This is a genomic window from Pyxidicoccus caerfyrddinensis (assembly GCF_010894405.1).
Taxonomy (GTDB): Bacteria; Myxococcota; Myxococcia; order Myxococcales; family Myxococcaceae; genus Myxococcus; species Myxococcus caerfyrddinensis.
In genome coordinates this window covers 472,046-498,254 of record NZ_JAAIYA010000001.1, presented here as the reverse complement: position 1 = coordinate 498,254, position 26,209 = coordinate 472,046, and the positions used below count along the sequence as shown (strand labels likewise).

General features: G+C 68.2%; 18 protein-coding genes, 1 tRNA gene and 2 pseudogenes. 7 read left to right on the top strand and 14 right to left on the bottom strand.

Going from position 1 to position 26,209, the window contains the following annotated elements:
• Positions 1 to 35: 35 nt before the first annotated feature.
• Positions 36 to 1,835, bottom strand: coding sequence for a phospholipase D-like domain-containing protein (locus G4D86_RS01800; RefSeq protein WP_163988686.1), 1,800 nt, complete (start codon positions 1,833 to 1,835; stop codon positions 36 to 38).
• A gap of 417 nt (positions 1,836 to 2,252) precedes the next feature.
• On the opposite strand from G4D86_RS01800, the gene G4D86_RS54210 reads away from it, so the two are divergent.
• The 3 genes from G4D86_RS54210 (at position 2,253) to G4D86_RS01785 (ending at position 5,273) form a co-directional block, all read left to right on the top strand.
• Positions 2,253 to 2,531: a WbuC family cupin fold metalloprotein gene (locus G4D86_RS54210; protein WP_163988684.1), complete on the top strand. Its 279-nt coding sequence runs from the start codon at positions 2,253 to 2,255 to the stop codon at positions 2,529 to 2,531.
• Positions 2,532 to 2,579: 48 nt separating this feature from the next.
• The gene (locus tag G4D86_RS01790) at positions 2,580 to 4,421 is read left to right on the top strand and encodes a phosphodiester glycosidase family protein (protein ID WP_163988682.1); all 1,842 of its coding nucleotides are present in this window, start codon (positions 2,580 to 2,582) and stop codon (positions 4,419 to 4,421) included.
• 102 nt (positions 4,422 to 4,523) lie between these two features.
• Complete coding sequence (locus tag G4D86_RS01785; protein ID WP_163988680.1) at positions 4,524 to 5,273, top strand: nuclear transport factor 2 family protein; 750 nt, start codon at positions 4,524 to 4,526, stop codon at positions 5,271 to 5,273.
• A 269-nt stretch (positions 5,274 to 5,542) separates the two neighbouring features.
• Here G4D86_RS01785 and istB read toward each other — a convergent pair whose 3' ends face one another.
• The 6 genes from istB to G4D86_RS01740 form a co-directional block, all read right to left on the bottom strand.
• Positions 5,543 to 6,301 (bottom strand): IS21-like element helper ATPase IstB, encoded by a 759-nt coding sequence (gene istB / locus G4D86_RS01780; RefSeq protein ID WP_163988678.1) that lies wholly within the window; start codon positions 6,299 to 6,301, stop codon positions 5,543 to 5,545.
• Positions 6,302 to 6,436: 135 nt separating this feature from the next.
• Positions 6,437 to 7,957 (bottom strand): IS21 family transposase, encoded by a 1,521-nt coding sequence (gene istA / locus G4D86_RS01775; protein ID WP_163988676.1) that lies wholly within the window; start codon positions 7,955 to 7,957, stop codon positions 6,437 to 6,439.
• A 515-nt stretch (positions 7,958 to 8,472) separates the two neighbouring features.
• Positions 8,473 to 10,656: an RCC1 domain-containing protein gene (locus tag G4D86_RS01770; RefSeq protein WP_163988674.1), complete on the bottom strand. Its 2,184-nt coding sequence runs from the start codon at positions 10,654 to 10,656 to the stop codon at positions 8,473 to 8,475.
• A gap of 377 nt (positions 10,657 to 11,033) precedes the next feature.
• Positions 11,034 to 13,004, bottom strand: coding sequence for a recombinase family protein (locus G4D86_RS52520; protein WP_240359987.1), 1,971 nt, complete (start codon positions 13,002 to 13,004; stop codon positions 11,034 to 11,036).
• A gap of 23 nt (positions 13,005 to 13,027) precedes the next feature.
• Positions 13,028 to 14,596: a transposase gene (locus G4D86_RS52045; RefSeq protein ID WP_205519428.1), complete on the bottom strand. Its 1,569-nt coding sequence runs from the start codon at positions 14,594 to 14,596 to the stop codon at positions 13,028 to 13,030.
• 211 nt (positions 14,597 to 14,807) lie between these two features.
• Positions 14,808 to 14,881 (bottom strand) — tRNA-Arg (locus G4D86_RS01740).
• A gap of 317 nt (positions 14,882 to 15,198) precedes the next feature.
• Between G4D86_RS01740 and sitA5 the strand changes: the two are divergent.
• A pseudogene (sitA5, locus tag G4D86_RS54515) lies at positions 15,199 to 16,208 on the top strand (SitA5 family polymorphic toxin); the annotation flags it as partial.
• 220 nt (positions 16,209 to 16,428) lie between these two features.
• Here sitA5 and G4D86_RS01730 read toward each other — a convergent pair.
• Positions 16,429 to 17,745: an IS4 family transposase gene (locus G4D86_RS01730; protein WP_420821837.1), complete on the bottom strand. Its 1,317-nt coding sequence runs from the start codon at positions 17,743 to 17,745 to the stop codon at positions 16,429 to 16,431.
• A gap of 186 nt (positions 17,746 to 17,931) precedes the next feature.
• On the opposite strand from G4D86_RS01730, the pseudogene G4D86_RS54510 reads away from it, so the two are divergent.
• Positions 17,932 to 18,219, top strand: a pseudogene (locus G4D86_RS54510) (AHH domain-containing protein); the annotation flags it as partial.
• On the top strand, positions 18,216 to 18,578 hold the full coding sequence (locus tag G4D86_RS01725; protein WP_163988670.1) for a DUF2019 domain-containing protein: 363 nt from the start codon (positions 18,216 to 18,218) through the stop codon (positions 18,576 to 18,578). The pseudogene G4D86_RS54510 and the gene G4D86_RS01725, both read left to right, overlap by 4 nt.
• Positions 18,579 to 18,708: 130 nt before the next feature.
• Here G4D86_RS01725 and G4D86_RS01720 read toward each other — a convergent pair whose 3' ends face one another.
• Complete coding sequence (locus G4D86_RS01720; protein ID WP_163988667.1) at positions 18,709 to 20,823, bottom strand: carboxypeptidase-like regulatory domain-containing protein; 2,115 nt, start codon at positions 20,821 to 20,823, stop codon at positions 18,709 to 18,711.
• A gap of 98 nt (positions 20,824 to 20,921) precedes the next feature.
• Here G4D86_RS01720 and G4D86_RS01715 point away from each other — a divergent pair, with 98 nt between their 5' ends.
• Positions 20,922 to 21,350, top strand: coding sequence for a hypothetical protein (locus tag G4D86_RS01715; protein WP_163988666.1), 429 nt, complete (start codon positions 20,922 to 20,924; stop codon positions 21,348 to 21,350).
• Between the two features lie 51 nt (positions 21,351 to 21,401).
• Here G4D86_RS01715 and G4D86_RS01710 read toward each other — a convergent pair whose 3' ends face one another.
• From G4D86_RS01710 to G4D86_RS01690, 5 genes are all read right to left on the bottom strand, one after another.
• Positions 21,402 to 22,715 (bottom strand): protein kinase domain-containing protein, encoded by a 1,314-nt coding sequence (locus G4D86_RS01710; RefSeq protein WP_240359986.1) that lies wholly within the window; start codon positions 22,713 to 22,715, stop codon positions 21,402 to 21,404.
• A gap of 308 nt (positions 22,716 to 23,023) precedes the next feature.
• The gene (locus tag G4D86_RS01705; protein ID WP_163988661.1) at positions 23,024 to 23,350 is read right to left on the bottom strand and encodes a pilus assembly protein N-terminal domain-containing protein; all 327 of its coding nucleotides are present in this window, start codon (positions 23,348 to 23,350) and stop codon (positions 23,024 to 23,026) included.
• A 98-nt stretch (positions 23,351 to 23,448) separates the two neighbouring features.
• Complete coding sequence (locus G4D86_RS01700) at positions 23,449 to 24,357, bottom strand: sigma-70 family RNA polymerase sigma factor (protein WP_205519427.1); 909 nt, start codon at positions 24,355 to 24,357, stop codon at positions 23,449 to 23,451.
• A gap of 93 nt (positions 24,358 to 24,450) precedes the next feature.
• Entirely contained in the window at positions 24,451 to 25,311 is an 861-nt protein-coding gene (locus G4D86_RS01695) for an alpha/beta fold hydrolase (protein ID WP_163988657.1), read from the bottom strand.
• Complete coding sequence (locus G4D86_RS01690) at positions 25,308 to 26,207, bottom strand: halocarboxylic acid dehydrogenase DehI family protein (RefSeq protein ID WP_163988655.1); 900 nt, start codon at positions 26,205 to 26,207, stop codon at positions 25,308 to 25,310. Before G4D86_RS01690 ends, G4D86_RS01695 begins: the two co-directional genes overlap by 4 nt.
• Positions 26,208 to 26,209: the final 2 nt, after the last annotated feature.

The following is a 26,209-nucleotide window of genomic DNA, read 5'->3' as shown; positions in this document are numbered from 1 at the left end:
TGCCCTCCGCGCGGCATGCCCGATCCCGCCATTCCTCACGGAGGAGGCATGCGCGTGGACACCGTGCCGCTGTAGGGCACGCCCTGGATGGGCTCCAGCCCGGAGAACGACGCGTTGAGCGCCCCCTGATGGAAGACGCCGGTGAGCGGCGCGGTGTCGCCAGTCAACCCGGGCAGGTGGCCGGAGATGGTGCCGGTGAAGACGCCATCGGTGCCGATGACGCCCTGCACTCCCACGTACACCGTGTAGATGGAGCTGGTGCACGTCGTCTGTCCCTGGGCGATGGCCACCTGGTCGTGCGCCACGTTCTGGAAGTCCAGCGTCAGGTTGAAGTCGCTGCCGCAGGTGAAGACGCCGAAGGGGGTGTTGGCCGAGCCGGACGCGCGCACCGGGTGCGCGAGCGCGTTGCACGTCGCATAGGCGCTCGGCTCCACGGCGGCGCGGGAGTTGTTCCACACCGGCTCCACGATGCGGGAGATGACCTCGTCCGCGAGGTCCTCGTTCACGCCCGGCCGGGTATCCACGAAGAAGCCGAACTCCTTGAGCTCGGGCGAGTACACGCGCCCCATGAAGCCCGAGGGGTACAGGTTCTGCGAGCCCACGTAGAAGCCGTCATCCAGCATGTAGAACTTGGCGTGGGACTCCGGTGACACCGCGCCGGGGCGCGCGTCCCGGTACGACACCATGTGGAACATGCAGTGCCCCACCGCGCGGCGCACCGGGTTCAGCTGGTGGTCCGCGAAGCGGGCCTCCAGGATGTCTTCCATCACGTTCCAGACTCCCGGTGACCGGGCCTGCGCGTCGGTTCCCCAGACGAACTTCACGTCGACGCCCCGGGCGATGGCATCCCCTACGTTCTCCATGAAGATGGGGGAGAAGATGTTCGAGTAGGGCGGCACGAAGCCCACCAGCGCCGGGTTGAGGAAGAACATGGACCGCTCGGTGGCGCCCATGCCGGCCACCAGCGCGTCGTCCGCGTCGAAGTTCTGCCCGCTGTCCAGGCTGCCCCGCGACAGGGCCAGCACGTTGGCGGACCGGAACGCGTGCGGCGTGGTCGCGGTGACGGAGGGCGCGGTGGGCACCGTGTAGCAGAGCGAGCTGTCCCCGACGCAGGGGATGAAGCGCTGGTTCCAGATGGTGTCGAACCAGTTCGCCGCATGGCTCGCGGGCTCCCCGGCCAGGTGGATGGCCAGCTCCTGCTGGGCCGTCTCGTAGCTGGTGGCGATGGCCTCGATGCGGTCCCGGACGCTCAGCTTGGAGTGGTTCCACCCGTTGAGCTGCGTCTCACTGCGCCCCACCGCGACGCGGACGTTCCACTGCGCCGGGTCCGCGCCGGCCAGCGCCACCAGCGGCGCGGTGACGCTGTCGTAGATCTGCTGGGCCGTCTCGTTGGGGCCGCCGAAGTACAGCCGGACGATGGGCTTGAGCGCCTGAGGCACCGGAAACGCCCCCACGCGCAGGCCCACGTTCGTGTGGAGCGCGGCGAGCCCCGGCGCGAATCCCAGGTTCGGATGGAAGTAGAGTGAAGCGTGGGAGAAGCTGCTCGTCGTCGCCTCCAGCTGCGCCTGGATGGTCCCCTCCAGCTGCGTCACCGTGCTGTCCAGCCCGTCGAGGTTGTACAGCCAGAACTCCGGCACGCCCGCGCAGGTGGAGTGCTGGATGCCCGCGCGGGGCAGCGCGCTCATCGCCGCCCCCACGGGGGAGAGGGACACCGTGACGCCGCCGCACGGGTTCAGCGCCTGCGCCTCGGCGGCGCCGCTGGCTCCCACGAGCAGCAGCAAGGACAACATCCGCGCGGAAGCGAACCGCGCGGCGACTCGGATGGACTGATGCATGGATGAATCCCCTGGAGCCCTCGGGCCCTGAAGGCCGAGGAAATCCCAGGTCGCCATGTCTTCGCAAGTCGGCGTTGCAAAAGTCACAAACAAACAAGTGTAATACAACTGCATTACAATGATTCAATTCCTTTTGCGCCGCTGACGTCCCGCGCGACGCTTGCCGAGCTGCAGCGGCAGCACCGGCTCGGTCAACGTCACCATGGCGTCCACGAAGTGACGGACCTTGGCCGGACCTCGCCCGACAGAGCATAGGCGGGATAAAGGCCATGTTGAGGGTGAGGGCTGGAGCGCAGGAGCCGAGGAGGGCCGCTGACGGGGCCGCCCGGGCAGTACGCTAGGGGGGTGGAGAAGCCGCGCAGCCCCTTGGGATACACGTCGGCCCAGGTCGCCTTCCCATGAGGTGCGCGGCAGCGGATGCTGCTCGCGTTGCAGCCGGGGACCTATGTCCGGCCGCACCGGCATCCGCGTCCTCCGGGGCGCGACGGCTTCGAGTTGCTGTGCGTGGTGCAGGGGGCCCTGGGAGTCGTGGCCTTCGAGGAGGACGGCCGGAGGGCGCTCCCGAGGCGATTCGGATTGTCGAAGACTGGCGGCACAGTGTCGGTCGTCTCGTCCGCCACGGCTGCGATTAGGGCGCACGAGCGGCCCGGAAGATTTTCCTGGGACGCGGGCCGGACCGCCCACTCTCCCTTTTGAAGCCCGGGGCAGCCCATGGCCGCCCCCTTCAACAGAGGAGCAAGCCCCATGGGTGGACGCGTCGAAGGTGGTTTCGGAGCGGCAGAAGCAGCACGGCTGGCACAGGAGGCCGCAAGGCGCGCAGCGGAGGAGGCGGCACGCCGAGCTGAAGAAGCGGCACGTCAGGCGGCCGCGGCCGCCCGCCAGCCTGTTGACACCAGGAGGTACGCATCAACATTCGAGGCCGCGGGGCAGAAGAGCCCGCTGAAGATCAGCGAACAGGGCGGCGCGCCCTCGACCTCGTTGCTGACGGAAGACACCCGGGACGGCCAGGTCAACTGCCTCGACCTGGCCGCGGACTTCATCAACAAGAGCTCGCCAACCATCCAGGCGAAGTCCGAGTTGGTGTTTCTCAAGGACTCGCGTCCGGGGGCCGAGGGCCAGTCCGGCCATGTCGTCGTGCGCCAGGGGCAGCGAGTCCTCGACCCGGGCACCGGCAAGTCCTACGAGGACATGAAGGCCTACCTCAAGGAACAGCCTCAGTACTCCGAGGCGGGTTCCATCAAGGGCACCACGGCCGCCAAGGTCTTCGCCACGAAGCCCGGCTCCCCCGAGCGCGCGGAAGCCCTGGCGAATGCAAAGATTTCCCCCGAGCTCCAGCAGATGTTGGTCGCGGACAGCCCGGCCGAAACAGCCGCCTGGGACAAGTACGCGGAGCACGTCAAGAACGGCCCTCCCAAGGCCTCTGATTTGAACAATCGTTACCTGATTCAAGAAGCAAACGATGACTACAACCAGAAGACCAAGGAGCTCGCCGAGAGCGCGAGCGCGGCATCCGTCGCGAGACTCCGAGAGGAAGTCGAGCAGACGCCCGAAGGCAAGAGGACCTTCGGGCTCCTCGAAAAGCGTGGCGTCCAGATTCAAGTCCTCGATGACAAGGAGTACGCCGCACTTCCCGGCGCGCAGAAGGATGGGCACGCCTCCCCTGGAAGCGGGCCCATCTACATCCCCCGTTCCCAGGCGACGAAAGAGAACCTCCTGAGGCTGGCGCAAAGCTCCGCTGAGGCTCAGCCGCTCTCCTTCCCCAAGACAGACGAGGACGGCAAGAAGATTGCCGGGGCGATTGCGCAGAAGGTCGACGCAAACCCAAAGGTTCCGGTGGAGTTCTCGGTAGACGGCGTCACCGTTCTGGCAATGAAGGACCCCCAACCCTCCATTGTCAGCGCCAGCGGCAAGACGAACTTCACCGATACAGCCAAGGCCCAGGGCGCCCAGCCAGGCAATGACACCATCGTCAACATGAGCTTCTACAAGGCGCTGGCCGGGGGGCTCATCGCGGATGGCGGCACGCCTGTCGGCCAGGTCATCCAGGATGGCAAGGTCATCGCTGGAGGGTCAGAGCCGGATCGCTTCTTCGCGGCATGGACTCCCAGCGGTGTGAAGTTCGGGAAGGGCAATCCGCCGCCCGACTCGAAGGTGGGGTTCGGTGGGGCGGTGCCGCTCATCATCAACAACCTGCCCTACGGGGACGGCAACAAATACGATTCCGGCGTTCCTGAAGGCGCCCCGAAGACGGGGGACCCGGAGGCCCGGTACGCGTCCCATCTCACCCAGAAGAACAACAATGGCTTCATCAGCCAGGAGGAACGGGAAGCCAGTACGGGCAAGGTCATCATCGGATACGACAGGGACACCGGTACGCAGTACGTCATCGTGCAGAAGGACGGCGCTTCACCCGGGAAGAAGATGTCGGAAATCCGGGACACGCTCATCAAGCTGGGCGTCGACGACGCGGTGTCCTTCGATGGCTCCGACTCGGCCACGCTCGTCCGCGATGACCAGGTCGCAGTCAAGCCGGGAAAGCGCAAGAACGACGACATCCCTTACGGGCTCGACCTGAAGCTCGCATAGGGTCTCCCGCCCACCTTCTCCGTCATGCCCCGGCGCACCGGCTCCTAGGCATACGGCGGCGTATCGACGCGGGCCCGGGCGGCGCACTAACGTCCCCGGGCCATGGCGGACACACGAACCAAGGCGCCTCCCGCGCACTTCACCGAGGCGGAGGCCGCGGACATCATCCGCGAGGCGAGCACGCACGCCCTCAGGAGCCAGTCTCGCGAGCGGACCCTGACGCGAGAGGAGGTGCTCGCCATGGCGCGCGAGATGGGCGTGAGCGAGGCCTCGGTGGAGGTCGCGCTGGCGGCCCGCGGCCAGAAGGACGAGGACCGCCAGAAGCTGCGAAAGGACCTGCTGGGCCGGGTTAGGCTGCGCGGAATGAAAAGACATTCCGCCGCCGTGCTCCTGCTCGTGGCCGCCCTGGCTTCGGCCTGCGCCACCCCGCCACGCGGTTCCAGCAACCCGTTGGGCACGTACTCGCCCGCATCCCAGGAACTGCATGAGGCGATTGCCCAGGTGGATGGCGCGTTCTTCAGGGCCTACAACACCTGTGACGTCGCCGCACTCTCGGCGTCCGTCGCGGACGATCTCGAGTTCTACCATGACATCGGCGGTCTGGTGACCTCTGGCAAGACGTTCGTTGGTCTCTACAAGGACAACATCTGCGGACGTGTCACGCGCGAGCTGGCCGAAGGCAGTCTGGAGGTATACCCCATCGCCAACTACGGGGCCGTGGAGATGGGGGTCCATCGCTTCCGCACCACGCCGGACGGCCCTGACGCGGCGGGGCGCTACTCCAAGTTCGTCTTCATCTGGCGCAAGCAAGAGGGCACGTGGAAGCTGACGCGCGGCATCAGTTTGCACTAGCAGGCTGTAAGGATGAACAGCAGCCCTCACGCGCCAAGGGGCACCTTTCCGGGCCGCACCTGGCCACGGTGCGAGGCCAGCACGTAGACGGACTGGCGGAGGATCCCTTCCGGGTCGTGGAGCGTCGTGCGCACGCTCCAGGTCGCCACACTCGTCGGTGAGGGGCGTGAGGACGCCCGTCCAATGGTGAGCACCCATTCCAGCTCAAGCCGAGCAGCCGTTCCGGCCATGGCGAGCAGTCGGAGCGTCAGCGACGCTGGGACGTTGCGTCACTTCACCTGCCTACGAGCCTTCGTCAAATTCGCGTCCGCCTTGCGGATGGAGTCTCCGGAGAGCCGGAGGCGGTGGGCGTTGTGGACGAGCCGGTCGAGGATGGCGTCGGCCAGCGTCGCGTCGCCGATGATGGCGTGCCAGTCCTTGGGCTCCAGCTGGCTGGCCACAATCGTCGAGCCCAGCTGGTAGCGGTCATCGAGCACTTCGAGCAGTTCCTTGCGCTGCGTGGCCGCCAGCGGCTCCAGCCCGAAGTCATCGAGGATGAGCACCTGCGCCTTGGCCAGCCTGCGCAGCACGTGCGGGTACGTGCCATCCGCGCGGGCCTGCGCCAGCTCGTCGAAGAGGCGAGAGGCACGGCGATACACCACGCTGTAGCCGTCGCGGCACGCCTTGTGGCCCAGCGCGCACGCCAGGCAGCTCTTGCCCACGCCCGTCGGCCCGGTGAGCAGGATGTTCTGGTGGCGCTGCGCCCACCTCGACGAGGCCAGGTCCATCACCACCGCCTTCGTCAGCCCTCGGGTGTGCGCGTAGTCGATGTCCTCCACGCACGCCTGCTGCCGCAGCTTCGCGTTCTTCAGCCGCTGCTGGAGCTTGCGGTTGTCGCGATGCATCTGCTCCGCATCGACGAGCAGCCCGAGCACGTCCTCGGGCGTCAGGTCCTTGCCCTTGGGCTGCTCCAGCCACTGCTTCATCGCCTTCGCCATTCCGTGCAGCTTCATCTCGTTGAGCTTCTCGAGCGTCTGTTCCACCAGCATGCGTGTCTCCTTGGGCAGCGGCGTGTCCGTTGCCTGTGCGGGGCCTCGTGACGTCTTGGCGGCCCGGGCGCGTGCACCGCGCTCCAAGGCCATTGCTGGAGCACCGCGAGGCCGTCCTCGGCGCCCAGCGGTGCTTCAGTGGTAGTAGCCGGGACCCCGCACGTTGTCGTGCACGGGCAGCGCCTCGGGCCGTGGCTCTTGCCGCACCGGCTCGCGGTCGAGGTTGTTCCTGAGAATCGCCGCGACGCTCTTGTACGTGCACGCCCCCAGCCGCAGCGCCCTGGCGCACGCGGCCTCGATGCGTTCCGCCTCGTACCTGCGGCCCAGGTGCAGCACGCCGAGGCAGGCCTGGAAGCCGTGCCGCGCGTGCACCCGGTACCTCAGGATTTCCTCCACCAGCGCCGCGGTGGCTGGCCCCGTTTTCTTCGCCCACTCCACCAGCTTCAGCGGCGTCCATTCCGCCTGCGCCTGGTGGGACTTGGGCATGTGCTCGCGCTGCGTCGTGTGGCCGCCCCTCTCGAAGCTACGCGGGTGCGAGCTGACGCGGCGTCCACCGTGCAGCACCTCCAGGGCGCTCGCCGTCGCGCGCACGTCCAGCTGCTGGCCCACCAGCTGGTACGGCACGCTGTAGTAGTGGCCGTCGAACTCGACGTGGTAGTCGACGCGCACCCTCGGGCGAGCCCAGTCGGAATACTCGTACCGCCGCGCCGGCAGCGGCCGCAGCGCGGCGCGCTCCACTTCCTCGAAGACTTCCCGGCGCGACTTCTTCAGCTTCTTCATCGGCCGGCTGTTGAGTTTCTCCAGTAGCGGCCTCACCGCCTGGCGCACCTCCTCCAGCGAGAAGAAACGCTGGTGGCGCAGCGCCGCCAGAATCCACCGCTCAGCCAGCAGCACGCCTTGCTCCACCTTCGCCTTGTCCCTCGGCTTGCGCACCCGGGCCGGAATCACCGCCGCGCCGTAGTGCCGCGCCAGCTCCGCGTAGGTGGGGTTCAAGTCCGGCTCGTACCGGTGCGGGCTCGTCACCGCGCTCTTCAGGTTGTCCGGTACCCATACCTGCGTCGCGCCGCCCATGTACTCCAGCGCGTGGACATGGCACTGCACCCAGGTGGGCAGGCTCTCGCTGAGCACCGGCCCCGCGTAGGTGAAGTTGCTGGCGCCCAGCACCGCCAGGAAGAGCTTCGCCTTCCTCTTCTCGCCCGTCTTCGGGTCCACTACGTCAATGCCGTCCCCGCTGAAGTCCAGGAAGAGCTTCTCGCCCGCCACGTGCGCCTGGCGCATCGTCACGCTCAGCGTCGCGGCCCACAGCGCGTACCTCTCGCAGAATTGGCTGAACTGGTACCCGTCCGGCTGCTCCGCCTTGTACTCCTCCCAGAGCAACTGCTTCGTCACGTGCTTCTTGCGCAGCTCCAGGTGCAGCCGCCCCCAGTCCGGCTCCGGCCGGCCCGGGCGCGCCGTCCTCTCGTCGGCGAACAGCAGCCGCGTCAGCGCCACGTCCTCGTCCAACTCCGGTGGCAGCGGCCACGTCAGCTTCGCCACCCGTACCCGGCCCAGGTAGCCACTCACCGTGCCAGGCGACACCGAGAGGCTGCGCGCTATCGCCCGCGGCCCCAGCCCCATCTCCAGGTGCAGCCTCAGAATCTCTCTCAGCTTCCGCATGGACAGTCTCTCTGCCGCCACCGCCTCCTCCTTTCGGGAGGCGGCGTGGTCGGCGCTCTGTCCAGCGTCGTCAACGTTCCGGCCGGGCCTTCAGTCCGCGAGGACCTCCGCGCTGCTCAGGCCCCGGTGCTTCAACCTGCTACAGGTGTTCGGCTTGCTCCGGAATCGGTGTTCGGCTTGTCCCGGAGAAGGTGATCGGCTTGCTCCGGAGAGGGTGATCGGGATCGTCCGAAGCACGCACGAAGCATCCCCTGCCAGACTTCCTGGTCACCGCATCGTCACTCACGATGCCTCTCCCGCAGGCCCTCGGCGACGCCGGAGGGCACATGAGGGGACGGAGAAAAAGCCCAGCAACCCCTGAGGATTGCTGGGCTCTCAATGGCGAGGAGTACGGGACTTGAACCCGTGGGCAGGGCGATAGCAAACCCCAGGCAGGATTGGGGCGCGTGCGTAGCAGCTAAAGCGGGCCGTCCTGACGCCTGCCGGGAGTGTGTGGGGCCCCTTCCTTCAATGGCTCAGGGCAGCAGGGTGAGGATTGGGACGAGCTTGTCGAGCGGCTCGCCATACCCCAGCTGCCCATCCGAGTTGTTGCCCCAGGCCCACGCCGTGCCGTCCGGCTGGAGGGCCAGCATGTGCTCGCCGCCGACCGCGAGGGCCGTCACGCCCGTGGTGATTCCCTGGACGAGGACGGGGTTGAAGCGAGAGGCCGTGGTGCCGTCGCCGAGCTGGCCCCGGTGGTTGCGGCCGCTGGCCCACACGCGGCTGTCGATGGTCGCCATGGCCGAAGAGGGGCCGGAGACCACGTCGAGCAGTCCGTTGACGCTCATGGGAACAGGGAGCAGGTCTTCGCTTTCCTGGCTCCGCATTCCCGCGCCCTGGTAGTCCTGGCCCCAGGTCCACCCGCTGCCGTCGGACTTCAGGGCCATGGCGTGGTAGTCGCCTCCCGCGATGGCAATGACATCTGTCAGTGTCTGCACCTGCACGGGGGTGTGTCTGTTTTCAGTCGTGCCGTCGCCAAGCTGCCCGTCGGCGTTCTGCCCCCAGGCCCAGGCCGTGCCGTCCTGTCGGACGGCGAGCGAGAGCTCGTTCGCCGCGGCCACCTTCACGACCCCGTCCAGGTTCAGGACCTTGACGGGAATCCAGCGCATGAGGGTCGTACCGTCACCCAGATTGCCGGCGTTGTTCTGTCCCCAGGCCCAGACAGTCCCGTCATCGGCGAGCGCCAGCGCGTGGCTCCAACTCACGGAGATGGCGACGATGGGGGGCAGGCCTGGAACCAGGTGGGGTGTCATGCTTCCCTGTCCCCATTCCCAGACGGAGCCGTCATGTCGCAACGCGAGCGAGGCATGCCCTCCCGCGCTGATGGCGGCGACGCCGTCGAGCCCGGGCACCTGGGTGGGTTCGGTTCGCCGCGTCAGCGTTCCATCGCCCAGCTGCCCGTACTCGTTCTGACCCCAGGCCCAGACCGTTCCATCATGGTGGAGCAGCAGTGAATGCATGCTGCCCGCCGCCACGGAGAGCGCCCCCGTCAGTCCGCCCTGCACGGGGGCGGGAACGGCATGGCGGGTGACGGCTCCGTTCGCGAGCTGGCCATCGCGATTGCTGCCCCAGCCCCAGATGGAGCCATTCGAGCGCAGCGCCAGCACGTGGTCATGACCCGCTGCAACCGCCGAGACGCCCATGAGCCCTGGCACCTGGACGGGAAGCGAACGGGACTGCTTGGTTCCATCGCCCAGCTCGCCTGCCACGTTCATGCCCCAGCTCCACACCGTGCCATCGGTCTTGATGACTCGGCCGGAGTAGTTGCCCACGACGACATCGATGCAGCCCGTCAGGCCCTCGATGCGGGTCGGCGTGGTCTGCATCCCTCCGAGGGCGAAGTCCGAGCCCCAGCCCCAGAGGGAGCCATCCGACCGGATGGCGAACGCGCTCATGAGACCCGCGGACGCGGCGACGACGCCCGTCATCCCCTGGACCTGGACGGGGCGGGGACTGTCGGCGTACGTGCCGTCGCCGAGCTGCCCCGCGCTGTTCCGTCCCCAGCTCCACAAGGTTCCATCCGCGCGGATGGCCAGGGAGGTCTCGGCGCTCGTCGAAACGGCCACGATGCCGGACAACCCCTGGACCTGGACGGGAGCAGGGCGCGAGGTGGTCGTGCCATCTCCGAGCTGGCCGAAGCTGTTGTCTCCCCAGCCCCAGACGGTGCCGTCGGTTTTCACCGCGAGCGTGTAGTACCAGCCAGCCGCCACGGAGGTGGCACCGATGAGCCCTGGGACCTGGACCGGCGTGGTGCGGGTGCGGGTGGTGCCGTCACCCAGTTGGCCCAGCCCGTTGGCGCCCCAGGTCCAGACCGTGCCGTTGGAGCGGAGCGCGACGGAGTGGCTCTTGCCTCCGGCCACCGCGGTCACTCCCGCCATACCCTGCGCCTGGACTGGAGTCGAAGAGCTGGTGAAGTCACCCGTGCCGAGCTGCCCGTACCTGTTGTCCCCCGCGGTCCACACCGTTCCATCCGAACGGATGGCCAGGGAGTGCTGCGCGCCCGTGGCGATGCGTGCCCGTGGCCGCATCCGGGCAATCGTTGATGCCTGGACGCCTTCTGTCTCCGCCAGGGACGCAGGCTGACCACAACCCACGCCCAGAAGGAGTCCCACCAACAGGGTCAGGACTCCGCCCCACTTCGACACCGCAATGCATTTCATGTGATTGTCTCCTTGTGTTTCGCGGAGACCGACGCAGGGAGTGTCTGTGAATTCAATGCGTGAGTGAACAAGGCTCTCGATGTGGGCGAAGACGTCCTGCGAGAATGTCTTGTGTGGCAGTCTGGCCACGTCGTGTCATGGAGGCCGCACCTCCTTCGGCGCTGTCCCGCCAGAGGGGTCCTCTCTTGTCATCTATGTATTGCCTCCATCAGGAGAGGGGCCGAGGGTGTCTCCATGCAGCCTCGGTCCTCTCGAAAGCCCTGGCCCGGGGATTGCTCTGGTGCCAGGAGATGTGTCCTGCCAGCCACGCCGTGTCTCTTGTGTTCGTCGTTCTCGGGAGTCGTGTGTCTGGAGTTGCTCCCGTCAAATCAGACAACTCAAGGACGAAGGAAGCATAGGCGGGATAAAGGCCATGTTGAGGGTGAGTGCTGGAGCGCAGGAGCCGAGGAGGGCCGCTGACGGGGCCGCCCGGGCAGTACGCTAGGGGGGTGGAGAAGCCGCGCAGCCCCATGGGATACACGTCGGCCCAGGCCGCCTTCCCATGAGGTGCGCGGCAGGGGCCTGGTTCTCTTGGCTGGGGCGGCTTGAGCCTCAACACCCCGCACTCTGGGGGGGCCCTCGCGCCGGGGCCAGCCTCGCACCTGCCGGAGGCAGGCCCAGGTGCTCCAGAATCGCTCGCACTCCACCCCCTCCCTGCACATACGCCAGCACCCTTGAGCCTGCCTCCACACCTCACGCAGACGAACACGTCCAACGTCGTTTTCCCGCAAACGACAAAACCGGCCGGAGAGAGGGACAGCGTGCTCGATGGTGACGTGCTCGCCCGTCACCACGACGCGCTCGATGAGCAGGCGTACCAGCCGTTGCCTGCCCTCGAAGTCGAGCGCGTCGAGCCCCTCACGCACAGCCGCGGCAAAGGCCTCCAGTTGCGCTTCCCGCTCGCCCAACCGCTCCTCATCGGCATGCTGCTCCTGGAGTTCCTTGGCCCGGGCGCGTGCTGCCTCAAGGGCAGCCTCCAATTGCGTACGCCGCACCTTCAACTCGTCCACCCGCAGCGCGCCCTGCTGGTAGGCATCCACCAGTCGCTCCACCTGCCGCTCGAGGTTTCTGCGCGTTGACTCGAGACGAGCTCGCTCACGTGTCGAGATCTCCTCTGCCTCCCGGTGCTCCTGCCAAGAGGCGACCTCCTCCACCAGAATGCGGGGCTCGCGCAGCCACTGGCACACTGCGCTCCACACCGTCGCGTCCAGCGCCTCGGCCCTGAGGTACTGGGCCTTGCAGCGTGCTGCACGCCCGCTGTCCTCGGGGCCTCGGCTGCACCCGTAGTAGTGGTAGTCGCCCCGTCCGTTGGACTGCGCGCGGCGGAAGCAGGTCATGCGCATGCCGCATTGGCCGCACACCACCAGCAGGCGCAGCAAGTAGCTATATTGCACGTTGCGCGAGGAGAGCACCTTGTTGCGTGCCAGCTGCAGCTTCACCGCCGCTTGCGTGGCCTCGTCGACGAGGGGCGGAACGGGCACCGTCTGCCACTGCTCGCGCGGGCGCAGCAGATGGCTGCTCTTGGCGACCTTGCGCAGAGCCGCAGCCTTGCGTGGATGTGTCGGCACGGCGGCCATCAGCCGGTTGTAGACAGCGGTACCGGTGAATGCCGGGTTGACCAGGAGGTGGCGGACGCTGGCGCCCGTCCAGCGCGCTGCGCACCGTGGCCGCACGCCCTGGGCGGTGAGTCGTCGTGCAACTGCGCGCGCACTCTGGCCCTCCTCCAGCACCCAGCGGTACATGTCGCGCACGTGCGCGGCCTCCTCCTCGTGGAGGACGACTGTCTTCTGCCGCCCGTCCGGACTCGCCACCAGGCGGTAGCCGTACGGTGGCCGCGAGACGGGGGGCGTCTGGCCCGTGCGCACCTTGTGCATACGCCCACGTCGGGTGCGCTCGATGATTTTCGCTCGCTCGTACTCGGCGATGACTCCCTGCATCTGCACCAGCAGCTTGTCCTCGGCCTTCTCTCCAATAGGCCGCTCGACGAAGTGCACGCGCACGCCCCGCGCCGCCAACTCCTCGAGCACCACCTGCTGGTGCACATAATTGCGCGCCAGCCTGTCGGGTGCGAAGACGAGCACCACGTCGAGCAGGCCGTCGGCTGCCGCATCCCGCATGGCGTCGAAGGCAGGCCTGTCCAGCCGGGTACCACTGAAGCCCTCGTCCACGTAGCAGTGCTGCGGGGGCACCTGCAGCCCCAACTCCGCGGCAGCCTTGTGGAGTGCCGCCACTTGCGAGGCGACCGTCTGTTCCTGCTCCTGCCGCGCCGAGGAAACGCGAGCGTAGAGCGCAGCCCTTTCAGCCATCATCGGCTCCTCTCTTGGTGCCCAGCTCAACGACGCCGGGACTTGTGACGTCGCTTGCCTCGGCTGGAGGCCCTCGGGGCCTTCCGGCCGCGCCGCGGGCCGCGTCCAGGAGCAACTGCACGGCGCGCCCCATCCGCTCGCGGCCGTCGGCCGTCGGGGCGGGCTTCCACTTGATGCTCCATTCTCTCTTGCGCACCCTTCTCGCGTGGCGCAGCCGAACGTGGACGGCTAGAGCTGCCGCCCTCCTGCTTCACCTCAGGAGGTGGAGCCGAGGGCCAGCTACGCTTGGGCACCCGACGGTACAGGGCGAACCGCACCAGCCTTTTGTCGATTGTGGCTAAACCGCCAAGTCGAACGTCCTCCTGAGCAACTCTGCGAAAGTCCACTCGCGGCGTCCTCTCCTTCATCCGCTCCTTCCTGACCGCTGCCTGGGGCGCCTCGCTCGCCTCCTCCGCACCTGCTTGAGGGACCAGAAATGGCCGCAGTTGCGCGCCTGGAGCGAAGACGCCGTGGAACCTCGTGAGGTTTGTCCGAGGCGGAGGTACCAGGGACGCTACACGCCGTAACAGTTCCAGCCCGGTGAAGAGCAGGTGCGTGGTGCCGTCCGGCAGCGGGCGCTTCATGCGGTAGGCGATGCGGCCGTCCTCCGCTCGTGACAGCCGCTCCAGCGCCAGCGCACCGCGCGCCCCGTAGCGGCAGAGCCGCTCCAGTCCTTGCCTGTCGTTGGCGTGCAGGTGCGTATTGGCGTGCAGGGAGAAGCCCTCCAGCAAGGCGCACCGGGACTGCTTTCGGGGAGGGGGCCGCACGTCCACCTCCGTCCAGCGCAGCCGCTGTTGCAGGGAGTGCGCCTGGTACGCCTGCCGCGCGTCCTCAGGCCCTTGGGCGGGCAAGGCGCCTCTTTTCTCCAACAGCCGCAGCACCCGGTGGTGCACCACCCTCAGCAACCGCTCCACCTCTGCTTGCGTGGGCGGCGGCAACGGCTCGAAGCGCACGCCGCCCTCCCGTGGCACGAAGACGCCGTCCGGCACCAGCGAGTGGAAATAAGGAGTCACCTGCAAAGCGGAGCCGAAGAACTGGATGAATGACACGGCCCCGACCTGCCCACCACGTAGGCCATGCCGCCGTGCCCTCCGGCGCTGCAGGGCGAACACCGCGCGCAGGAAGACGGTGAGGACGTCCGAGAGCAGCCCCACGTCCTTGAGCAGCACCCACCGTACCCGATGCGGAAAGGACAGCGTCCACTGCCGGTAGGGCACGCGCGGCAGCACCCCCTCCACCAAGTGCGCCGCGGTGACGTGCGCCCGCTTCGCGTTGCAGGAGGGACACACCCCTCGCCCCTTGCACGAGAAGGCGACGAGCAGCGCGTCCTTGCAACTCTCGCAGCGCACCCGCGCGAAGCCGTGTGCCAGCACTCCGCACTCCAGGTACCGGGCAAAGTCCCGCTCCACGTATCGGGGCAGGCCGCACCCCACCTCGCTCGCCTCCTCCAGCAGCGTGGCCAGGTTCTCCCTCACCGCCTCGTACAGCACCGTCCCCTCCGGCTGCCTGCGCCGGTACTCCCGCCCGCGCTCCTCCACCTGCCCCTCCCCAGCCACACCTCGCCAGGGCTCACGCTACGGAGGGTCTCCCACGGGTTTGAGTGGAGCCCCTGACTGCTCGGGGGTTCGAGGCGCGACCGAGACAGCGCTTCAGGAGGGGCAAACTCGGTACCAAACGGGTACCAAATCCAGCGAACCTGCCTGAACGCCGCTGAACGCCACCGGACAGAAAAACGCCCTGCTTCCGCGGACTTGGGAAGCAGGGCGATGACCCCGACAGGAATCGAACCTGTGGCCTGCGGTTTAGGAAACCGCCGCTCTATCCAACTGAGCTACGGGGTCGTGCTGGCGCGTTATAGCAGGCGGACCGACGCGCGCAACGAGCGCGAGGCCAGCGCGGTGCGGGCCCCTGTTCGACGGGGACCTTGACGCCTACCTGACAGAATCCGAGGCAGCCAAGAGGTCTGCGGTTGGCGCGGCGCTCATCGAGCCGCAGCGGGAGGCCCGCTTCCTTGCCCACTCCAAGGCCGGACTGGGGGCGGTGCAGAGGCAGCGCACCATCGCGTTCAGCTGCAGGACGAAGATGAGGACCGGAACAACATCGTCTCCGGAGGAACCTTTCCGTAGGCTGGAGCCCTCCTCGCTCCCGAAAGCGGCTCATGGCAATCCGGCTGGCCGTCGCGCTCCTGCTCCTCGCCCTGCTCGATGCGTGCGCCGCCCCGCGTGTCATCCGCCTCGACACGGGGCAGGGCTCGCCCCTGGAGTACAGGCCGTCCTCCGCAAGCCAGTCCGTGACGGTGGACGCGGAATCATTCGAGGAGGCGCTGGCGCGGCTGGTGCTGGAGGTACCTCTGACGCTCCGTGCACCGCAGCAAGGCTTGCTGGTGCGCGCCTCCCACCCGGAGAACAGTGCAGACACCCGATGGCAGCGCCTGATGCGCAAGAGCTTCGGTGGCCTCTGCGTGCCGGGCCAGCGTAGGGACCACTGCCTCTCCCTGCTCGACATCGGGCCAGGCCTGGGCGAGTGGGACAAGCTGGGGTTGCCCTGGGCTTGTCGCTGGAGCCCCTCAAGGAGAGCATCGCCCGGGCGGTGGAGAAGACCCTGGCGCCCCAGCTCTTCTACACCGTCATCGCCACGGGCCTCGTTACCTGGGCCGTCCTGGCGGCCAATCCCGAGCCCGTGTTCACCAAGGTGGCGGCCATCGTCTCAGCGGTCCTGCTCATCTACCTGGGAGTAGAGACCTTCCTTGAGGTGGTGGACGCGAGCCGGGAGTTGAAGACGGCCACGGACCGGGCCACCACCTGGGTGGAACTTGAACAGGCCGGCCATCGCTTCGCCAATCGAGTAGGACCGGAGGTGGCGCGCGTCTTCGTCCTCGCGGTCACCGTGGTGGTGAGTCATGGCATGACCGGGGGCGCCGTGGGGCTGGCCTCGCGGCTGTCGATGCTGCCCAGCTACATGGAGGCTGCGGCGGCCGGGGCCTCACGGCTAGGCATCAGCCTTGCGAACGTGGGGCAGGTGAGTGCGGTAGCCATTCAAGGAAGCACCGTCGTCATCTCCCTGCCTGCCACGGCGGTCGCCATGACGGCCCAGGGCGTGAGCGGAGCCGTAACGGGAGTCAGTTCTATCGGTTTCAGGTCCTGGGGCTCGTTCAGCGGCCTTAAGAGCCACCCCTTTCAAGGTGTTGGGAGCATACCGCTCCCTGGGGCATGCCGGGCTCCATGAGAGCCCGCGCCTGCGGTTTTCTGAGTCCCACGAGCAGGCTTTTCGTGTCTTGGTTTCGTGAAAGAGGCCTCGCCCCTGAAATCACGCTGCGCCATCCAGCGTCCGGACAGTCTTTTCGCCTCAGCGCCGCTCGTTAGAGTCGCGACTATCTCCCGCCAGGCTGTCAGGTCTTCTCGTCTCCCCGTAACACTCGCGCCGTCGAGACATGCCGGTCCACTTCTCGCCTCGGCGCGTACCCTTTCTTCTCCTTCTTCTTCGGCCCTCGGGGATGCTTGCGCAACTTCGAGGGCTTCACATGGCTGGCCAGCCACAGCAACTCCTTGCCCAACTCCTCATCCGTCTGAGACTCGAATCCACGCCAGAGTGGCTCAGCAATGGCTATCATCATCCCGCCATAGGTGGCCTTCACTTCGTCTGCTATGTAATAGCTGGATACCTCCGTCGCCTTCAACCGGTGTTCGGTCTCTACCGCCGCCAGCATCACCGCCAGCACGTTGTACGCCATCACCGCCACGCCGAAAGCCAGCAGCGCCGCTCGCGGGTAGCCCAGCGTCTTCACCTCGCTCTTCAACACCGACTCCAGCCGGCCGAACATCCCTTCGATGCTCCAGCGCCGCCGGTACAACCCCGCCACCTCCTTGGCCCCCATGCGCTCGGAGGGCACGTTCGTCAGCACGCGAATGCGGGTATCGCCGTCCTCGGTCGGCTCCTCCAACTGCAACTCAATCCGTCGCAGCCGCAGGCGCCGCCCCTGCTCGTCCTCAATCTCGACAGCCTGCTCGAAGACGACGCCCGTTTCGACTCGTCCCACCTTCTTCAGCGGCCCCGCCTCCGTCGGCGAGGGCGAAACGCCATGCTCGCGGATGACGAAGGCGGCGTGCTTGTCCTCCACGGCGAAGAGTATCTGCCGCGTCGAGAAGTTCCGGTCCGCCAACCACAACTCCCCCGCCTGCACTCGCTCCAGCACCGGCCCCATCAACGCCCGCTCATTCGCGTGCGCATCCTCCGCCGGCACCAGGTCCACTACCAAATCCCACTCCGGCGCGTACACCACCAGCGCCTGGCCGGGCAGCGCCGCGCCTCGCAAGCCCCGCAGCGGCTTGAGTCTCTTCTGGCTGGCCGCCAGGTGGTTTCCATCCAGCACCCGCACCCGATAGCCCGAAGCCCAGGACGGCTGCTGCAGCTTCAGATGCTCCAGCACGGGCCTCAGCCGCTCCCCGCTGCACTGCACCAACTCCCGTACTACCCGCGGCTCGGTGTGGTGCACCTTCTCGTACAGCGCCTGCATCGACACCTTCAGCCCCTCGCTGGATTGGGCCGCCGCATGCAGCGACGGCCGCAGGCCCAGGGCCACCAGCGCCATCAGGTCCACCTCGGTGGAGAAGAGCAGCTCGCGCGTGTACTGCCGCTGGCGATGCTGCTCGAACAGGCTGTCGAGCCACTCAGCACCCAGGGCCCGCTGCATGAGCAGCCGCGCCATGAGGGGCAAGGGGCTGTGGTGCACGAAGCGCTCGAAGACGACGTCCAGGGCCATGACTCTTCCTCCGGCCATACCTCCCTGAAAGATGCTCTCGCTGACCTCTCCCAGCGCCGCTGCCCTCTGCGACCGCTACCCCTCCTGCCACCCCGCCCGCCAGGGAGCCGTCTTCATCACCTTGAAAGGGGTGGCCTTAAGAGCGCCTTGGGCTCGGCGGAACCCGGCAATCAGTGGCACCACATCGTCGAGCAGACGCCTGGCAACGTGGAGCGATTCGGTCCTCAGGCCCTTCACAACACCGAGAACGTGATCGCCATCGACGAAGGGATTCACCGGCAAATCGGCGCGTACTACTCGTCGAAAGATCCCCTCCTCTCTGGTGGACAAACCGTGCGGCAGTGGCTGAGTGGTCAGTCCTTTCAGGCCCAACGCGAGTTCTGTTTGAGAATCCTCCGGGACTACGGAGTCGTTCCATGAGCATGCGCAATATCCAAGGGGCGAGCATTGATGAACTCGTCCAAGAGTACGAGCAGGCGGCGGTAGCCTACGGACAGGCGCTGGCCGCTGCGAATCATCGTGCTGCCAATCGGGCTCACGACAGGATTGCAAGTGCCTACCGTGAGCTCCGGAGTCGATCGGTGGCCTCTTATCTCCTCCCGCTGTTGAAGAGCGTGGACGAGAATGTCCGTTCCATTGCTGCTGCACACGCGCTTGAATTCGCTCCAGCTCAGGGTGAACCTGTTCTGTTGGAGTTTGCTGCCCGCCCAGGGCGTATCCGGACACGAGCGGAGTACGCGCTCAAGGCGTGGCGCGAGGGCACGCTCAAGTTTCCGTGAGCGCCGCTGCCGCCAGGCTGACAAAGGCGCAGGCAGCCAAGAAGACCGCAGCCGACGCGGTGCTCAATGGACGCGGAGCTGGTGTCCGGTTCGGTCCTCATGCCCTACGGAACACCGAGCTCGGGGCCTGTCAGGAATCGCTCCGCACCAGCAGGTCCACGCGGGCCGTCTGTCCTTCCGCGCCCTCGAAGGTCGTCGGCTCGCCCCGCTGGTTGACGACCTGGATGGAGCCGCGCCCTGGCGATACCCGGATGACGTACGTCCCGTCGGGACGGATGGGTGCGAAGTGCGCCTCCCCCTTCACCTCCACGCGGACGTCGCCGTCCTCCAGGGGGAGCCCGCGCGCGTCCTTGACGGTGCCCCGCACCGTCAACCCATGAGGCACCCGTACCCGCGCCTCCGTGACGCCCTCGGGCACGAGGAGCCGTGTCAGTGGCCAGTCCGGAGAATCCAGCTCGAGCACGACCGGCTCTGTCGGCACGTGGAAGAGGTAGAGGCTCCCATCCGGAAGCGTCTCGCCGTGGCAGGCGCTCGGGTCCCGGTGTGTCGGCGCGCCGGGCCATCTGCACCGGACCGTCACTCCGGCAAGGTCCCAGCCTTCCGGGGTCTCCACGCGCCCCGTGAGCGTCCTGCCCTTGTCGAGCCGGACGGCCCCCTGTTTCCGCGCCGCCGGGGCACGCGGATCGAGGGTCAGCAGCCTGGGGGCGAAGCCATCGGCGGAGATGCGAAGCACGACCGCCTCCACGCCCGGCGGCACCGGCATCGAGAAGCGGCCCCCCGCGTGCCGCTTCTGGGTGCCGTTCACGCTGAACGAGCGAATGGGCCGGCCCCGCGCATCCACCACGCGGCCAGAGACCGGGACGCTCCGCTGCCGCTTCAGCACGAGGCGGAGCGGTGCCGAAGTGGGGACCCGGACCTCGGTGGAGACGGGCTCGTAGCCCTCCTTCCAGGCCGCCACCGTCAGCGCTCTTTCAGGAAGGCTGTCGAAGGTAAAGGTGCCGTCGATGCTCCGGCGCGTCACCGAGAAGCCCGCCCGCTCCTCGTCCTCGTGACGGACTGACAGCCGTACGCCCCGCAGGGGACGCCCGCGCGCGTCGACGACACGCCCTCGGAGCAGGTGGGGGCTCCGGAAGTCCAGCGCCAGGGCCGGCTCGCCGGCGGAGACCTGGACCCTGCGGGACATGGACCGCTCCTCCACGCGAGACCGCACGCTCGCCGTCACCTGGTAGGTCCCGGGCACGAGGCCATCGAGCACCGCGCCTCCCGCAGCGTCGGTCTCGACGGTTCGCTCCGAGGGGAAGAAGGCCGGGTCCGCCAGCGGTCCGGAGAAGGACACCGTGGCAGGCGTGGGCGCACCGCCCTGAGTCGTGACGGTGGTGGAGACGCGGATGCCCTCCGGGAGCGCCCAGCGCACCTCGGCGGTGGGGACCTCTACGTCTCCGATGAGAGCGGCGTGGGCCCGATGCTCGAGCAGGAAGCTGTAACGGCCTCGCTGGAGCCCCCCGATGGCGAAGGTGCCGTCACCCTCCGTCAGGGTGGCGAGCGAGTCACGGCCGGAGAAGGTCCTGGAGAACGACGTCTGCCCGTACCGCTTGAGACGAACCCGGACGCCCATCACCGGCGTGCCTCGGCTATCGGTGACCCTGCCGCGCAGCTCCACCGTGCTCTCGAGCACCACGTCCCACTCCCCGGTGGACGACGCCTCGGTGACTTGCTGGCGAAGGAACCCTGGAGCGCTCACCTGGACCGCGATCGGAGAGAGGCCCGCCACAGCAAGCTCGAACCGTCCGTTGCTGGCGGTGCGGTACTCGCGGGGGTTTCGCAGGCCGTCCACGCCCTGGAGGCCCGCCTCCACCCGGGCCCCGAGCACGGGCAGTCCCGACTCGGAGCGCACGACGCCGCGCACGGTCCTGGGCAGGCCCAGCTCCAGCACCACGAAGTGCGGCTCCAATGCTCCTGGCGCTGCCTGGACTTCTCCCACCTCGGAGCCTCGGGACGCGGTCAGGGTCCACCAGCCGTCGGACAGGCCGCGGAGTACGAAGTGGCCGTGCGCGTCGGTGCGGGTGGTAACGACGCGCCCTCCATGGGTGGCGCGGACCTTCACCGAGGCCACGGGCCCCGTGCTCGCGACAGCGATGCCCTCGATGACGCGGGAGCCGCGCACGGGCGGTGTGCCCGCATGGGCAACCGTCATGAGCGCCAGGGGAAGAAGCCAGAGCGCACCGCGCGCGAATCGGAGGGCCATCGTTGCTCCGGTAGGATAACCCGAAGCGCGCGGAGCGCGCGGCTCCCCTGCCTGGTGGGTATGGGCTCCAGTCCACCGAAGCGGGTAACACTCGTCCCATGTCCACCCCGAACAACACACGTCAATGGCTCGTGGAACAGACGGTCCGGCGGTTGGTCGCCGACTGGTCGTCACGCGATGAGGAGCATCGTCCCTGGGGGACGTGGGTGCTGCTCTGGGGAGCCATCGAAAGCGATGACGAGCTCGAAGGCCCCTGGCCCGCAGTGCCGCTGCTTGCGGCCTGGTTCCTCACCGAATCCGGCTTCGTGCGTCGCGACATGTGGAGCTACCTGCGCCACCGCGCCATGCAGTACTCACGGCTCCACTACCCACTTGCGACCAGGGTGGCGGTGCTCGAAGTCGCACCCTACCGCGGCAGGTGTGCGGTGTACGCCGCAGGCTACTACGGCCCACGGAACGCCCATGGCATGCGCCTGGAGTTGGACACGCACGGACAGCCTACGGAGCATCGCATCTGGGTTGCGTGACGTCGTAGCGCTCACGAAGCTTGGGGAGAAGGGGACCGGCGGACTCTGACGTCAGCGCGCGGTGACGGACAGGGTGTAGACCTGCATCTCCGCGTTATCGTGGGTCCACGTCACCAGGTGCGTGGCGCCCACCGTCCTGGCCGTCAGGCGCAGCACGCCGCCGCCCAGGTTCTCTATCTCCATGATTTCCGGGTCGCCCACCGCGACGCGCTCGATCTCGGGAATGGTCAGCTCGCGCACCTGGCCCATGCGCAGCGAGATGAGCGTGTTCGAGGTGTCACCGCGCTCCGCTGCGACGGGGGCCGCTTGCACCTGTGCGTCAGGCGGCTCATGGCGCTGAGGCTGCTTCCACAGGAACACCCCGAGTCCCACGCCCAGCAGCACGGCGGTGAATCCTCCCGCGTGCCTCAGCCTCGACGGAGGTGGCAGGGAGAGCACCGCCATCAGCGCATCCATGGAAGGGAAGCGCTCCTCCGGGGCCTTCGCGAGCCCCCGCGCCAGCGCGGCCTGGACGTACTTCGGCAGGTTCGAAGCCCTCGCTTTCCGCTGAAGGGCCCGGCGTGACGAGGGCGCGGAAACGTCCGAAGGCCGCTCACCCTGGAGCGCTTCGTGGAGCGCGACACAGAAGCTGTACTGGTCACTGCGCGCGTCCACCGCCTGACCTGCCCGCTGCTCGGGAGACATGTATGCGGGCGTACCCGGAACCCGGCCCCGCTGCGTGAGCGCGGACGCATCCGCGGGAGCCGCTTCGTCCTTCTCCCCAGACGTCACGGCCTCCTGCGCCTGCGTGCCGCGACTCGCGAGGCCGAAGTCCGTGACACGCACCCGTCCGTCGAGCCCCACCAGGACGTTGGAGGGCTTGAAGTCACGGTGGACCAGGCCCGCCCGGTGCGCGGCGGCGAGCCCCGCTCCCGCCGCGAGGAACACCTCCAGCACCTCGCGCCAGGGACGCTCTCGCGCGCGGAGCCAGTCCGCGAGCGTCGTGCCTTCCACCCACTCCATGGCCAGGAAGTCACGCCCCTCCGCCGTGCCCAGCTCGAAGATGGGCAGCACATTGGGATGGGACAGGCGCGCCATCGCCTGTGCTTCCCGGAGCAGCCGCGCCCGGCCTTCTTCCTCCGCGCCTTCTTGCAGCGGCCGCAGCAGCTTGAGCGCCACCCGCCGTCCCAGCCGCGGGTCGTCCGCCGCGTACACCACGCCCATGCCCCCCATGCCCAGCACGCCGCGAATCAGGTAGGGCCCCAGCTGAGTCCCCGGCGGAAGCTTCTCTTCCCGCCGTGCGTCCGACAGCGTGGGCGCACCGGTGTCCAGCCGCGTGGGCGCCTCGAAATCACCCGTGCCCGGATGCGAGGACTCAGCCGCCACGGCAGCCACCAGTGCCCGGCAATTCGCACAGTCATCGAGGTGTGCTTCCACCCCTGACACCTTCCCCCCGCGAAGCGAACCGGTGGCGAAAGCCGCGAGCAGGTTCTCGTCCGGACAGGAGGGCAGGGGAGGGCTGGGCAACGGGTTCATGGCGTCCGTCGAATCTTCGCAGCCCGGACTGGCGCGGGAAAGCCGGGGCGGCGTGACGAAGTGCCACGGCGCCCCTCCATCATGCGCCGCGCGCGCGGGGAAATTCCCAGGCCCCCATCCAGAAAGCCTGGAACCCCACCGCGCGCGGGCTGCGTCCGTCAGTCGCGAACGACGATGTGGTAGGTGCTGCGCTTGTTCGAGGCACCCGACCAGACGAGCAGGTCCGTCTCCCCGGCCTTGCTGCCGGTGAGTCGCAGCACGTCCTTGCCCGGCGCGTCGACGTCGGCCACCTCCGGGTCGTCAATCGCGACACGGACCATGCCCGGCACGCGCAGGTCCTTCTGGCCACCCTTCTTCAGGACGATGGTCCCCTCAGCGGCTTGCGGGGCCTCGGCGGCCTTGGCCGGCTTCGCCTCCTCCGCCGACAGCACAGGGGTTCCCACCAACGTCAGCGCGACCAGGGCCAGCTTCATTCCGTGATGCATGGGGTGTCCTCCAGGGGGTTGGCTTCACCTTCACCGGGATGACACCGGCCACCTCGAGGCGTTGCACGACACCGCGAAAATAATCTCGGCCCCCAAGGCTACCCGGGCTTGCTCAGCAGGGAAGGGAGGCTCAGGTCCAGCTCCCCGTTCAGCGCGCGCATCAGGCTGTGCAGCTCGCCGGAGGACAGCTTGAGCCGCTCCACCAGTCGCTGCCGGGTCCCCTCCAGCGCGGTCTCCCGTGCCCGGGACACCCAGCGCGACACGGTGGACTTGTGCGTCTGGTACATGGTGCCAATGCGCTCCAGACTCAGTCCTTCCACGGCGTGCAGGCGCAGCACGGTGCGCTCCCGCGCGGGCAGGGCCTTGAGTGCCTCGGAGAGCGCCGCCTGGAAGTCCTCGCGGTGGTTTCTGCGCAGGTAGTCCAGCTCGACGTCCGCCGCGCCCGCTTCGGTTGGGAGTGGCAGCGCCTCTGCTTCCTCCTCGGCGTGGGCCCTCCGGCGTTCCGCACGCTGGAGGTTGAGGGCCGTGCGCACCGCCGCCGCCCGCAGCCAGGCCGCGAGCGGACCGCTGCCCTGGTATTCCGCCACGCGCGCGGGCCGGTCTCCTTCCGGAACGAGGAGCCGCTCGCGCAGTTGCTGGAACACCTCGGCCGGCTCCACTCCAGTCTCCCGCAGCCGAGCCACCGAGGCCGCTGCCTTGGGAAACACGTGGCGCTCCAGCGCGGCATGCGCCGTGGGGTCACCTCGCGCGCAGGCACAGGCCAGGTAGAGGTCCGCGGCATGCACGGAGGCGAGCACCCTGGCAGGGTCCTCGTCCGGTGGCACGTGCCCGGCGAGGTGCCGCAGGTAGTCCTCCTCCTCCAGGGACACGCCCGGCCAGGCATGCTGTCCCGCGGCGTACAGCGAGGCCAGCACGTCCTCCAGTCCAGGGAGGCTCGCGTAGCCACTCCGGACCCCTGGCCCCAGGCATTGGAGGAAGACGAGCGAGCGGCTCTGCTGCGTTCGCATGCGCACCTCGGCACGGCGCGTGCCTGGACCGGCACGCCTCACGCACCTTGTTACCCCGTTCCTTCCCTCCGTTTCCATCCCCCGCCGCCACGGCTACCGCGCGACGCCGGTCTCCTCCGGCGCTTCCACTCCGAGGAACCGGTACAGCTCCGTGGCCACGACGTGCGGCGCGTCCCACATGACGAAGTGCCTCGCGTCCGGCACCTTCACGTACTTCGCCCCGGGGATGTCCCAGGCCAGCCGCTCGCCATACTTCGACGACAGGAAGGCGTCGTCCTCGCCCCAGAGAATCAGCACCGGCACGGAGAGTTGCCCCAGGCGAGGCGCCAGCTCCTGCGTGTGGTTGGTGTTCAGCGCCACCGCGTTGCGCACCAGCGACACCTTTCCCACTTCCGTCGCGTACGGCGCCAGCAGTCCCTCCACCAACCCATCCGGCGGCGCCTTCGCGAAGCCGCCCCGCTTCGCGGCGACCTTCAACAGCCGATACACAGCTTCGGCCGACAGCTTCTTCACCACCCCATGGTGCCCGAGCTGAATCATCAGCTCTCCCGGCCAGGCGTCGTAACAGACGCTGTCCATCAGGCACAGCCGGTCCACGCGCTGGGGAAAGCGCACCGCCAGGTGCAGCGCCACGCCGCCTCCCACGTCGTGCCCCACCACCACCGCGTCCTTCACGCCCAGCCGGTCCATCCACGCATCCACCGCCTCCGCCTGCCGCGCCACGGAACGGTCGAACGCATCCCTCCGGTCCGAGTACCCGTAGCCCAGCAGGTCCGGCACCAGCACCCGGTGCTTCAACGCCAGCGCCGGTGCCAGCCCGCTCCACAGGAAGCCCCACGTCGGAATCCCGTGCAGCAACACCACCGGCCGTCCTTCGCCCAGGTCCACGTAGCTCAGGAAGCGGTCCCCCAATTCCACCACCGCCTGCCGGGCCTGCCAGTCGCGCCAGTTCATCGCAGCGCCTCCTCTGCCGCCCAGGCCGGTACCCGCCTCGTGGCTCCAGGGAAGGGGTGACGCTCCACCTCCGGCGCGTCCAACATCAGCTGCGCCAGGTTCAACAGCAGCACCGGCAACCGACGCTCCAGCGCGTCCGTCACGCGGAACACCGCCGCCGCGTCCTCTCCCAGCGCGTGCACCCGCTCGCGACTGAGCACCACCTCGTACGGCAGCGCCCGAGCCTGCCGCCGCGCCGACTGCCGCAGCGACTCCACCTCCTGGGTGAACTCATCCTCCCGCAGCTTCGGCTTCAGCCGGCGCCACGCCGCCTCCAGGTACTCCGGCCACAGCGCCAGCGCGCGGAACTCTCCGGGCACCGCGGGCGGTCCCACCGACTTCACCACGTCCGAGAACAGCGCCCGCAGCCGGGGGTCGTCGGGCCTGTCGGGCACCCATTCCATCGCCGCCATCCTCGGAGGCACGCCCCGCTCCAGCCGCTCCACCGTGCCTGGGACTCCCTTCAGCCCTACCGGCTCATCCGTCAGCGCCAGCCGCACCGCGGATGCCATCAGCAGCACCTTCGGCTGCAGGGCACCATAGAGTTCCAGCACGCCCTTCACGTGGAAGCGCTGGCTCGCGCCCAGCGTCACCGCGTCCCATGCGCCGAGCGGCTCCCAGTCCGCCGCCACCTCCAGCGCTTCATCACGCAGGTTGTCCGCCGCCTTCTCGAAGGCCCGCGTCTCCACGTTTGGAAGCAGTGTCTCCCACATCGCCTCGAAGAAGCGCGGGAAGGCCGCCCACATGCGCAGCGACACGTCCACGCCCGTCACCCGCAGCGTCTGCTGCAGCTCGTGGTAGATGCGCTCGACTTCGCCTTCAGCCTCGCGCTTGCTCACCTGTCTGGTCAGGGCCATGC

What these genes read in the sequence shown, in the direction of transcription:
- G4D86_RS01720 (WP_163988667.1), bottom strand. Translation starts at nt 20,823, where the DNA reads ATGGCCCTCCGATTCGCGCGCGGTGCGCTCTGGCTTCTTCCCCTGGCG.
- G4D86_RS01785 (WP_163988680.1), top strand. Translation starts at nt 4,524, where the DNA reads ATGGCGGACACACGAACCAAGGCGCCTCCCGCGCACTTCACCGAGGCG.
- G4D86_RS01700 (WP_205519427.1), bottom strand. Translation starts at nt 24,357, where the DNA reads ATGCGAACGCAGCAGAGCCGCTCGCTCGTCTTCCTCCAATGCCTGGGG.
- istA (WP_163988676.1), bottom strand. Translation starts at nt 7,957, where the DNA reads ATGCGGAAGCTGAGAGAGATTCTGAGGCTGCACCTGGAGATGGGGCTG.
- G4D86_RS01695 (WP_163988657.1), bottom strand. Translation starts at nt 25,311, where the DNA reads ATGAACTGGCGCGACTGGCAGGCCCGGCAGGCGGTGGTGGAATTGGGG.
- G4D86_RS52520 (WP_240359987.1), bottom strand. Translation starts at nt 13,004, where the DNA reads ATGATGGCTGAAAGGGCTGCGCTCTACGCTCGCGTTTCCTCGGCGCGG.
- G4D86_RS01790 (WP_163988682.1), top strand. Translation starts at nt 2,580, where the DNA reads ATGGGTGGACGCGTCGAAGGTGGTTTCGGAGCGGCAGAAGCAGCACGG.
- G4D86_RS54210 (WP_163988684.1), top strand. Translation starts at nt 2,253, where the DNA reads ATGCTGCTCGCGTTGCAGCCGGGGACCTATGTCCGGCCGCACCGGCAT.
- G4D86_RS01730 (WP_420821837.1), bottom strand. Translation starts at nt 17,745, where the DNA reads ATGGCGCGGCTGCTCATGCAGCGGGCCCTGGGTGCTGAGTGGCTCGAC.
- G4D86_RS01690 (WP_163988655.1), bottom strand. Translation starts at nt 26,207, where the DNA reads ATGGCCCTGACCAGACAGGTGAGCAAGCGCGAGGCTGAAGGCGAAGTC.
- G4D86_RS01725 (WP_163988670.1), top strand. Translation starts at nt 18,216, where the DNA reads ATGAGCATGCGCAATATCCAAGGGGCGAGCATTGATGAACTCGTCCAA.
- G4D86_RS01715 (WP_163988666.1), top strand. Translation starts at nt 20,922, where the DNA reads ATGTCCACCCCGAACAACACACGTCAATGGCTCGTGGAACAGACGGTC.
- G4D86_RS01770 (WP_163988674.1), bottom strand. Translation starts at nt 10,656, where the DNA reads ATGAAATGCATTGCGGTGTCGAAGTGGGGCGGAGTCCTGACCCTGTTG.
- istB (WP_163988678.1), bottom strand. Translation starts at nt 6,301, where the DNA reads ATGCTGGTGGAACAGACGCTCGAGAAGCTCAACGAGATGAAGCTGCAC.
- G4D86_RS01705 (WP_163988661.1), bottom strand. Translation starts at nt 23,350, where the DNA reads ATGCATCACGGAATGAAGCTGGCCCTGGTCGCGCTGACGTTGGTGGGA.
- G4D86_RS01800 (WP_163988686.1), bottom strand. Translation starts at nt 1,835, where the DNA reads ATGCATCAGTCCATCCGAGTCGCCGCGCGGTTCGCTTCCGCGCGGATG.